The sequence below is a fragment of the Microbacterium sp. B19 genome (genome assembly GCF_000333395.1).
Lineage (GTDB): Bacteria > Actinomycetota > Actinomycetes > Actinomycetales > Microbacteriaceae > Microbacterium.
Genome location: NZ_BADA01000389.1, coordinates 1 through 9,665, shown reverse-complemented (window position 1 = coordinate 9,665; position 9,665 = coordinate 1). Strand labels below are relative to the sequence as shown.

Here is a 9,665-nt window from a genome sequence, read left to right as displayed (position 1 = left end):
GGCGACGGGAACTCTCCCCCGTGAACGCCGGGCGACGCCGTCGGGTCCGACGTAGACGCTGTCGCCCTCGCGGTAGCGGCTGTAGGTCGACAGGCCGAGGTCCGCGACGGTGTCGATGAGCGCCTGCTGGTCGGGCGACACCCACTGGCCGCCGAGCTCGAGCATGGCGCCGTCGATCACGTCGGTCCACAGCCGCCCACCGACGCGGTCGCGCGCCTCGAGCACGACGACCGACAGTCCGGCCTTGCGCAGGTCGTTCGCGGCGGTCAGTCCCGCGGCTCCGGCCCCGATGACGACGACGTCACGCGTGATCTCGCTCATGGAATCTTTCCTTCTGTCTCGATGACCCGGATGGTGCGGACGAGGGGGCGGCGCGTTCGGGTCGCCAGCCGCCCCCTCGAGTCGTGCTGCTCAGTGACGCGCGAGCGCGCCCGCGACGACGTCCAGGCCCTCGTGGAGCAGGTCGTCGCCGATCGACAGCGGCGGGAGGAACCGGATGACGTTCCCGTAGGTCCCGCACGTGAGCACGATCACGCCCTCGGCGATGGCAGCCTTGGCCACGGCCGAAGTCAGGGCGGCATCCGGAGCCCCCGTCGCCGGGTCGACGAACTCGGCGGCGATCATCGCGCCGTGACCGCGGACGTCGCCGATGCGCGGGTCGTTCTGCTGCAGAGCGGTGAGGCGCGACAGGAGGATCTCGCCGATCTCCCGCGCCCGCTCGATCAGTCCGTCGTTTTCGAACGCGTCGATGGATGCCAGAGCCGCGGCGCACGCGATCGGGTTGCCGCCGTAGGTTCCGCCGAGGCCGCCGGTGTGGGTGGCATCCATCATCTCGGCGCGACCGGTCACGGCCGCGAGCGGGAGGCCGCCGGCGATGCCCTTCGCGGTCGTGACGAGGTCCGGGACGATGCCGAAGATCTCGGACGCGAACATCGCACCGGTGCGGGCGAAGCCGGACTGCACCTCGTCGGCGATGAACACGACGCCGTTCGCGCGGCACCAGTCCACGAGGGCGGGGAGGAAGCCGTCGGCGGGGACGATGAAGCCGCCCTCGCCCTGGATGGGCTCGATGATGACGGCGGCGAGGTTCTCGGCGCCGACCTGCTTCTCGATGAGCGAGATCGCCTTTGCCGCTGCTTCGGGGCCGGAGAGTCCGTCACGGAACGGGTACGACAGCGGAGCGCGGTACACCTCGGCGGCGAACGGGCCGAAGCCGCTCTTGTACGGCATGTTCTTCGCCGTCAGCGCCATCGTGAGGTTGGTCCGGCCGTGGTAGGCGTGATCGAACGCGACGACGGCCTGGCGTCCGGTGTGCTTGCGGGCGATCTTGATCGCGTTCTCGACCGCTTCGGCGCCGGAGTTGAACAGCGCGCTCTTCTTCGCGTGGTCGCCGGGGGTGAGGCGGTTGAGGGCTTCGGCCACCGAGACGTACGAGTCGTAGGGCGAGACCATGAAGCACGTGTGGGTGAAGGCGGCGACCTGCTCCTGCACGGCGGCGACGACGGCCGGGTGAGAGTTGCCGACCGAGGTCACGGCGATGCCGGAGCCCAGGTCGATGAGCGAGTTGCCGTCGGCATCCACGACCACTCCCCCGCCCGCCGCGACGGCGTGGATGGGGACCGTGTGCCCGACACCGGCCGAGACCGCGGCGGCCTTGCGGTCGAGGAGGTCCTGCGAGCGGGGGCCGGGGATGCTGGTGACCAGGCGGCGCTCCTGCGGGAGCGAGGGTCCGCCGACGGGGGGCGCGGTGACGGTGTGCGGTGCGGTCATGTTCGGAGCGTAGGGAAGGCGGCCGCGGCCCGATACCCTCCGTGCTGTACATTTCCCATACCTGGCTGTACGAACCGTACAGCGGATTCCGCGGGAGCCCCATGGATGCCACCGACACCCCCACGCTCGGCGCGCTGCTGCGTCGCTCCGACCTGCACCTGCGCCTGGAGAACGGCGCCCCCGACGACCTCGCGCGTCCGGTGCGGTGGGTGCACAGCAGCGACCTCGCCGACCCCACACCGTTCCTCTCCGAGGGGCAGGTGCTCCTGACCACGGGCACGCAGTTCCAGGGGTCGGGGGCGACGACCGCCGTCGACTACGTGCAGCGACTCATGGGCCGGGGTGTCGCGGGACTCGGGTTCGGCACGGAGGTGGTGCGCGACGGCATCCCTCCCGAACTCGCCGCCGCTTGCCGCGACGCCGGCCTCCCGCTGTTCGAGGTGCCGTACCGCACGCCGTTCATCGCCGTCGCCCGCGCGAATGCCGAGGCGATCGCGGCCGAGGCGTACGCGCGCCGCACGTGGGCGCTGTCGGCGCAGCGCGCGATCGCCCTCGCGGCGCTGCGGCCCGACGGTCTCGGCGCGACGCTCGCGGAACTCGCGCGACAGCTCGGCACGTGGGTGGGACTGTACGACGCGGCCGGTGAACTCACTCGCGAGCACCCCAGCGGCGACCTGGATGCCGCGACTTCGGCGTCGCTCGGCAGCGAGGTGGCCACGGTCCTCCGCCGGGGCGCGCGGGCGGCCTCGGCGCTGCGCATCGCGGACCGTCCGTTCACGCTGCAGACCCTGGGCCGCGGCGGACACCTGCGCGGCGTCATCGCGATCGCGGCCGGTGAACTCGACCAGGAGGGCCGGGGCGTCGTCACCGCCGTCATCGCCATGGCCGGTCTCGCGTTCGAGCAGCACCAGGGACTCGGCCGGGCCCGCGGCGCGTTGCGGGCGGGGCTCGTGCAGTCGCTCCTCACCGACGACCCGACGCTCGCGCGACGCATCGCGCGCGACGCGTGGGGACCGCTACCGACGGCGCCGGTCGTGGTCGCTCTCACCGATGCCGCGGCCACGCGCAGCGGGGGCCTCGCGGAACTCCTCGAGCTGCGGGCGGAGGAGCGCCGCGGCGCGGTGTTCTTCGGCCGCGCGGACGACGGCGTCGTGATCGTGGTCCCGGCCGACGAACGGCAGGCGATCCAGGAGGCGGCGGAGCGCTTCGGCGCACGGATCGGGGTGTCCGAACCCACCGGGTACGACCGCTTCGCCGCCGCGGTGGAGCAGGCGCGCGTGGCGCGGGATCGCGGGCGAGATGCCGTGACGACCTTCGGCGAGGTCGCGGCATCCGGAGTCCTGTCGGCGCTCGGGCCCGATGCCCCGACGCTCGCCGCCGCGGAACTCGCGCCCCTCACCTCCCACGACGCGGCCGAGGGGTCGCGCCTCGTCGAGACGCTCCGCGCGTGGCTGGACCACGACTGCTCGCACGAGCTCACCGCGCAGGCGCTCGGCGTCCACCGCCACACCGTGCGCACGCGCCTGGCCCTCGCGGAGAGGTTGCTGGATCGCGACCTGTCGTCGTTCGCCACGCGCGCCGAGCTGTGGGCCGCTCTGCGGGTGCAGCCGGCCTGAGTCCTGGCATCCGGCCGGTCTTCGCCGTGGATACCACGACCCGCCGCCGCGATCAGCAGCCGCAGCTGCGGCGCACCACCAACCGCGGCTCGAACACCACGTCGAAAGGACGGTCGGCGGGACCGGCGACACCGGCCAGGATGCGCGCGGCCGCGCGACCCATCGCCTCCATGGGCTGCCGGACGGTGGTCAGCGGCGGCGAGCTCAAGCGCGCCGCGAGCGTGCCGTCGAAACCCGTGACCACGACGTCGTGCGGTACTCGCAGTCCCTCGGCGGCGAGCGCGTCCATCACCGCGAACGCGTGCTGGTCTGTCGCGCACACGAGGGCCTGTGGCATCCGTCCCTCCGCGATGAGGGCGCGCAGCTGCGCGACGAGCTCGTCCTCCCCTCGCACCGTCGCATCCACGATCTCGGACCGCAGCGCCATGCCGAGGTCGTCCGCGGCGGCGCGCAGGCCGCCCAGGCGCTCGACGGTGTCGGACGCTTCGGATCGCCCGACGAAGGCGAGGTCCCGGATGCCATGCTCCCCCGCCAGGTGTTCCGCGAGCGCGCGCATGCCCGCGGCGTTGTCCACGCGGACGCGGTGATGCTGGTCACCGTCCGGCGCGGCGCTGAAGAGCACGATCGGGATCGTCGGGGCGTACCGGGCCAGGGCGGGAGCCGTCTGCGGCGAGGGGAAGATCGCCAGCCCGTCGACGCGACCCGCGGTGTCGGCGACCGAGACGTCGGTGCCGGCCCCGCTGCTGAGCATCACGGGGCGCCCGAGCGCCCAGCACTCCAGTTCGAATCCGCGCTGCACCTCGTCGACGTACAGCGGGAACGCCCGCGGGTCGGAGAGCACGTCGTCGTCCGTCTGGTTCCACGGGATGACGCCGTCGGCGTCAAGGCGCGGAGTCGACAGGCCCGTGAGCGGCTGCGCCTGGGCGAGGGGGTCCGCCCGCTCGAGCAGCAGGTCGAACGCGTGCAGGCCGAGCGTGCCGGTGCGCCCGTGCGCGAGGCCGCGGGCTGCGGCGCTCGGGGCATATCCCAGGCGCCGCGCGGCCGCGAGGACGCGTTCGCGGGTCGCGTCACTGAGCTTGTCCGGACGGCGGAACGCGAACGACACCGACGCGATGGAGACGTTCGCCTCCTGTGCCACGTCGTACACGGTCGGTCGGCGTGTCGCGTCCGCTTCGCTCATCGGTGCGCGTACCCCCTCATCGGCTCCGGCTCGTCCCCCGCACCCGCCAGGTCCAGGCCGAAGTGGACCGGGAAGACGGGGTCGCCGGTGTCCGACGGTACATCCTCGCGGGACGCGCGGACGGCATCCATCGATCGGGGGATCTCGATCGGCAGCCGTCCCCGGGGAGCGACTCGCCCGGTGAGCGCGTCGAGCACGGCGCGCGCGGAGCTGCCGTAGTCGGCGACGATCGCGGCGGCGTGGTCGACGAACGGGGTCAGGATCGCCGGACGGTCGAGGTTCACCACGAGCACGAGCGGGCAGGATGCCGCGATCTGCTGCAGCCGGTACACCAGGCCCGGTGCGAACTCGAGGGACCCCTGGTGGAACCAGGCCTCGAGGAAGAGGTCGTCGCGCGGGTCGAACGGTGCCCCGATGCGGACGAGCGCGAGATCGGCCTCGGCGGGGTCGGACACCACGCGACCGAGCTCCGCGACGTCGTCGGCGCGGAAGCCCTCGACGTACACGGTGCCGGTGGGACGCAGCGGTAGCACGTCGCCCTCGTTCACCAGCACCGTGAGCGAGCGCGCCTGCGCCCGCTCGCCCAGCTCACGGAACTCCGCGTTTCCGACGATGCGCTCGGCCTCGTCCACGTCCACGTAGGGGTCGTCGAACAGTCCGAGCTGGAACTTCACCCGCAGCAGGCGCCGGACGGACGCGTCCACGCGCCCCTCCGGGACGCGGCCGGAGCGCACGAGGTCCACGAGCATCTCGACGCACTCCTCTCCGCCGAACTGGTCGGCACCGGCATCCAGGATCTTCTCCATGCGCTCGACGGCCGAGAGGTGCTCGACGCCCCACGCGCGCGCGGGCAGCACCTGGTCGCCGACGTGGTTGTCGTTGACGAGCTCCCAGTCGGTGACGACGACGCCGTCGTACCCGAGCGACTCGCGCAGCAGACCCGTGACGATCTGCTTGTTGTAGCCGAAGCCGACCTCTTCGATCGGCTGACCGTCGACCTCGAGGCCGACCGGCATGCCGTAGTACGGCATCATTCCGGCGGTGCCGCGGCGGATCGCCTCGCGGAACGGTTCGAGGTGGTAGTCGAACATGCCGCCGGGATACACCTGCTCGCGGCCGTAGGGGAAGTGCGCGTCCTCGCCATCCAGCTGCGGACCTCCGCCGGGGAAGTGCTTGGTCGTGCAAGCCACGCTCCCGGGTCCGAGCTCGTCGCCCTGGAAGCCCTGTAGGTAGGCCGCGGTGAACTCGGTGACGCGCGCGGCATCCTGCCCGAGGGTCTGCGCCTGGCGCCCCCAGCGGGGTTCGGTCGCGAGGTCGATCTGCGGGTGCAGGGCGGCGCGGATGCCGACCGCGACGTACTCGCGCCGCGCGACCTCGGCGAACTCGCGCACGGTCTCGACGTCGTCGAGCGCGGCGAGCCCCAGGCCCTCGGGCCACTGCGAGAACGGTCCGGCAGAAAACGCCACGCCCGTGTTCTCGACGAACGCGTGACGCGGATCCGTGCTGATCGTCACCGGGATGCCGTGCGGCGTCTGCTCGGCAAGGGCCTGGAGGTGGTTGTTCCAGGTCGCCGCCTGGCGCGCGGTGCGGATGGCGTGCACGTTGAAGTGGTTCATGTTCTTGTGCACGACGACCGTGGTGGTCGGGGACTTCGAGATCCTGCCGGGGGCCTCGAGCAGGTCGCCGTCCTCCCCCACCTCGATGACCGTCTGGAACATCAGACCGCACTTCTCCTCGAGGCTGAGCCGCCCGAGGAGATCCTCCGTGCGCTCCTCGACGCCGAGGGAGGGGTTCTCGTACGGGTCCATCACGCCGTTGCCGTTCAGGTCGCGGAAGCGGGTGCTGTCGGGCGCGGTGAGGAATCGGGGGGAGGTCATAGGGGTCCTTTCAGGGACTCGAGCTTCGTGCGGGGCGCGCGGGGCGCGGGCGCGGGGCCGGGGCGCGGGGCCGGGGCGCGGGGCCGGGGCGCGGGGCCCGGGCCCCGTCCCGCGTCACTTCAGGCCGGTGGAGGCGATGCCCTGGATGAAGTAGCGCTGCAGGAAGACGAACAGCAGGATGATCGGCGCGATCACGAGCACCGAACCCGCCAGCAGCAGGCCGTAGTTCGTGGCGCTCTGCCCGGTCGAGTAGAGCGACAGCGCGACGGGCAGGGTGTACTTCGCCTCGGTCTGCGCCGCGACGAGCGGCCACAGGAAGTTGTTCCACGAGGCGAGGAAGGTCAGGATGCCGAGCGTCGCCAGCGGCGGGCCGCACAGCGGCATCACGATGCGGGCGAAGATCCGCAGCTCGCCGGCGCCGTCGATGCGGGCGGCCTCCAGGAGCGGATCCGGGATGCCGAGCATGAACTGCCGCATGAGGAAGACGCCGAGCGGAGTCGTGACGAACGGCAGGATCAGCGCCGCGTAGCTGTCCACGAGGCCGAGCGACGACACCATGACGAACAGCGGGACGAAGGTGACGACGCCCGGGACCATGAGCGTCACCATGACGACCAGGAACAGCGCCTTCTTGCCGGGGAAGTCCATCTTCGCCAGCGCGTAGCCGACCATCGAGCAGAACACGAGGTTGCCGGCGACGGTGAACAGTGCCACCACGACGCTGTTGCCGAAGAACTGGCCGAAGTTGAGCTGCCCGAACCAGGCGCCGAAGTTCTCCCACGTGAAATCCTGCGGCCACCAGGTGGGCGGGCGCTGCAGGATCTCGCGCTGCGTCTTGACCGAGCCCAGCAGCATCCAGGCGAAGGGCAGGATCCACACGATCAGGCCGACGACGAGGACGCCGTAGGTCAGGGCGCGACCGGGGGTGATGCGGTTCTCCGAGCGGCGACGACGGCGCGACGGCTCGACGGTCTCGACGACGGCGGCCGGAGCCGCGGGGGACGTGAGTGTCATGGCATCCCTCAATCCTTCGAGCGCAGCACGCGGAACTGCACCAGGCTGAGCAGCGCGATCGCCAGGAACAGCAGGTAGCTCGCGGCCGAGGCCGTGCCGTACTGCCCGAATCCGAACTGCTTGAACGTGTAATAGGCCACCGAGAGGGTGGAGTTGAGCGGACCGCCCTGGGTCATCACGAACGCTTCCTCGAAGAACTGCAGGAACCCGACCGAGATGAGCACGGCGCCCAGCAGCAGCGTCGGGCGCAGTAGCGGGAGCGTGATGGAGGTCAGGCGCCGCCACGACGAGGCGCCGTCCATGAGGGCGGCCTCCTTCACGTCGGTGGGGATCGCCTGGAGCCCGGCGAGGAAGATGACCATCAGGGTGCCGACGTTCCGCCACACCGCCATCGCGATGAGCGACGGCAGAGCGGTGCGGGTGTCGTTGAGCCAGTCCGGACCCTGGATGCCGATGATCGCGAGCGCCGAGTTGAGCAGGCCCTCGGGCTGCAGGATGTAGCGCCACACGACCGCCACGGCGACGATGCTCGTCACGACCGGGGCGTAGAACCCCACCCGCAGCACCGAGACGAAGCGTCCCGTGCTGGCGTTGAGCGCGAGGGCGAGCGCCAGCGCGATCGCCATCGTGACCGGGATGCCGACGACGACGAACGTCGCGGTCACGCCCAGCGAGGTGAGGAACACCGGGTCGCCGAGCACCGAGAGGTACTGCTCGAGCCCGACGAAGTTCACCGAGAACGGCGAGCGGATGTCCCGCGCCGTGAAGTCGGTGAAGGACATCGCGAAGGACCCCACGATCGGCACGACCATGAAGATCGCGAAGACCGCGACGAACGGCAGGGCGAAGCCCCACGCGACCCATCCCTGGCGCCGGCGGCGGCTCGACGCCCCGCCGGCGCGGGCGCGACCGGTGGCCGGAGCCCGTCCGGTCGCGCCCACGACTGCCTGCGTCATGATCTCAGCCCAGGCCCAGCTGGTCGGCGGTGGCCTGGAGTTCCTTCAGGCCGTCGGCCGGCGACTGCTGGCCGAGACGGATCTTCTCGAGCATCGCGTCACCGGCCGCGGCGACCTGCACCCAGGTCGTGACGGCGGGCACCGACTTCGCGGTTTCGAGCTGCGCGCCGAAGGCGGCGAGGCGCCGTCTACCGCCCGCGCGTCGAGGGACGCGACAACGTCCCGCGGACCGGGCCGGTGATCTTCGCGAGCAACCACCTGTCGTTCATCGACTCCATCGCCATCCCCGTCGCCTCGCCCCGGCCGGTGCACTTCCTAGCGAAGTCGGCCTACTTCGAGAAGTGGGCGTCTCGCCTGTTCTTCACCGCCATCGGCGCGATCCCGGTCGAGCGGGGCGCGGGTCAAGCGGCGCTCGACGCGCTCGACCAGCAGCGCGCACTCCTCGAGGACGGCCGCGCGGTGGCCCTGTACCCCGAGGGCACACGCTCGCTCGACGGCCGGCTCTACAAGGGCCGGACCGGCGTCGCGTTCCTCGCGCTCCAGACCGGTGCCCCTGTCGTGCCGGTCGGTCTCATCGGCACCGACAAGGTCATGCCGGTCGGGGCGAAGGTGCCCACGACGAAGGAGCGCATCACGGTGCGGTTCGGCACTCCCCTCGACCTCTCGCCGCACGGCGCCGCCTCGTCGGGACGCGCCCGCCGCGGCGCGACGGACGAGATCATGGCCGCCATCCACGCCCTCAGCGAGCAGGAACTGGCGAACGCCTACAACGAGGTTCCTGCGCAGACACCGCTCGAGCGGATCAAGCAGGTGCTGCCACACGAACGCATCTGAGCGGACGTCCGTCACGTGGCGCCCTCCGACGAGGTGGGCCCTTAGGCCCTTGACGCGACGCGTCCCGGCGAGCAGGGTCTGAAGAGGCGGGCCCGAACCCGCCTCAGCCACGACGAGGAGGCACCCGTGAAGAAGTTCGTCAACGACCCGGCCGACGTGCTGGCGGAAGCCCTGCGAGGGATCCACGCCGCTCATCCGGAGCTTCGGATCGACACCGAGAACCGCGTCATCCTGCGCGGTGAGCCCACGCGCGAGGGCAAGGTCGCGCTCGTCTCCGGCGGCGGTTCGGGTCACGAGCCGATGCACGGCGGCTTCGTCGGGCGCGGCATGCTGGACGCCGCGGCAGCCGGCGAGGTGTTCACCTCCCCCACCCCCGACCAGGTGCTCGCGGCGACGCAGGGCGTGGACTCCGGCGCGG

General features: G+C 71.7%; 9 protein-coding genes and 1 pseudogene. 3 read left to right on the top strand and 7 right to left on the bottom strand.

Translation table 11 applies throughout. The features are described from left to right. Together I5G_RS14030 and gabT are read right to left on the bottom strand one after the other, a co-directional pair. Positions 1 to 321, bottom strand: a 321-nt coding sequence (locus I5G_RS14030; RefSeq protein WP_026095938.1) for an FAD-dependent oxidoreductase, incomplete at its 3' end; no start/stop codon positions are given. Between the two features lie 90 nt (positions 322 to 411). Further along, the gene (gene gabT, locus I5G_RS14025) at positions 412 to 1,770 is read right to left on the bottom strand and encodes a 4-aminobutyrate--2-oxoglutarate transaminase (RefSeq protein WP_022879622.1); all 1,359 of its coding nucleotides are present in this window, start codon (positions 1,768 to 1,770) and stop codon (positions 412 to 414) included. Between the two features lie 101 nt (positions 1,771 to 1,871). Here gabT and I5G_RS14020 point away from each other — a divergent pair, with 101 nt between their 5' ends. Beyond that, positions 1,872 to 3,386: a PucR family transcriptional regulator gene (locus I5G_RS14020; RefSeq protein ID WP_022879621.1), complete on the top strand. Its 1,515-nt coding sequence runs from the start codon at positions 1,872 to 1,874 to the stop codon at positions 3,384 to 3,386. A 52-nt stretch (positions 3,387 to 3,438) separates the two neighbouring features. Here I5G_RS14020 and I5G_RS14015 read toward each other — a convergent pair whose 3' ends face one another. From I5G_RS14015 to I5G_RS25445, 5 genes are all read right to left on the bottom strand, one after another. Next, positions 3,439 to 4,566: a LacI family DNA-binding transcriptional regulator gene (locus I5G_RS14015; protein ID WP_022879620.1), complete on the bottom strand. Its 1,128-nt coding sequence runs from the start codon at positions 4,564 to 4,566 to the stop codon at positions 3,439 to 3,441. Continuing rightward, complete coding sequence (locus tag I5G_RS22610; protein ID WP_022879619.1) at positions 4,563 to 6,443, bottom strand: glycoside hydrolase family 3 protein; 1,881 nt, start codon at positions 6,441 to 6,443, stop codon at positions 4,563 to 4,565. Before I5G_RS22610 ends, I5G_RS14015 begins: the two co-directional genes overlap by 4 nt. Positions 6,444 to 6,557: 114 nt before the next feature. Continuing rightward, a complete protein-coding gene (locus tag I5G_RS14005) occupies positions 6,558 to 7,457 on the bottom strand; it encodes a carbohydrate ABC transporter permease (protein ID WP_022879618.1) in 900 nt (299 codons plus the stop codon). Positions 7,458 to 7,465: 8 nt separating this feature from the next. Further along, positions 7,466 to 8,413, bottom strand: a complete 948-nt coding sequence (locus tag I5G_RS14000) for a carbohydrate ABC transporter permease (RefSeq protein ID WP_022879617.1) — start codon at positions 8,411 to 8,413, stop codon at positions 7,466 to 7,468. A gap of 4 nt (positions 8,414 to 8,417) precedes the next feature. After that, positions 8,418 to 8,555, bottom strand: coding sequence for a hypothetical protein (locus I5G_RS25445; protein ID WP_022879616.1), 138 nt, complete (start codon positions 8,553 to 8,555; stop codon positions 8,418 to 8,420). A gap of 44 nt (positions 8,556 to 8,599) precedes the next feature. On the opposite strand from I5G_RS25445, the pseudogene I5G_RS22605 reads away from it, so the two are divergent. Together I5G_RS22605 and I5G_RS22600 are read left to right on the top strand one after the other, a co-directional pair. Beyond that, positions 8,600 to 9,247: pseudogene (locus I5G_RS22605) on the top strand (lysophospholipid acyltransferase family protein); the annotation flags it as partial. A gap of 126 nt (positions 9,248 to 9,373) precedes the next feature. After that, positions 9,374 to 9,665 (top strand): dihydroxyacetone kinase subunit DhaK (locus I5G_RS22600; RefSeq protein WP_036328352.1); only part of this gene is annotated, 292 nt, incomplete at its 3' end.

What these genes read in the sequence shown, in the direction of transcription:
- gabT (WP_022879622.1), bottom strand. Translation starts at nt 1,770, where the DNA reads ATGACCGCACCGCACACCGTCACCGCGCCCCCCGTCGGCGGACCCTCG.
- I5G_RS14020 (WP_022879621.1), top strand. Translation starts at nt 1,872, where the DNA reads ATGGATGCCACCGACACCCCCACGCTCGGCGCGCTGCTGCGTCGCTCC.
- I5G_RS14015 (WP_022879620.1), bottom strand. Translation starts at nt 4,566, where the DNA reads ATGAGCGAAGCGGACGCGACACGCCGACCGACCGTGTACGACGTGGCA.
- I5G_RS22610 (WP_022879619.1), bottom strand. Translation starts at nt 6,443, where the DNA reads ATGACCTCCCCCCGATTCCTCACCGCGCCCGACAGCACCCGCTTCCGC.
- I5G_RS14005 (WP_022879618.1), bottom strand. Translation starts at nt 7,457, where the DNA reads ATGACACTCACGTCCCCCGCGGCTCCGGCCGCCGTCGTCGAGACCGTC.
- I5G_RS14000 (WP_022879617.1), bottom strand. Translation starts at nt 8,413, where the DNA reads ATGACGCAGGCAGTCGTGGGCGCGACCGGACGGGCTCCGGCCACCGGT.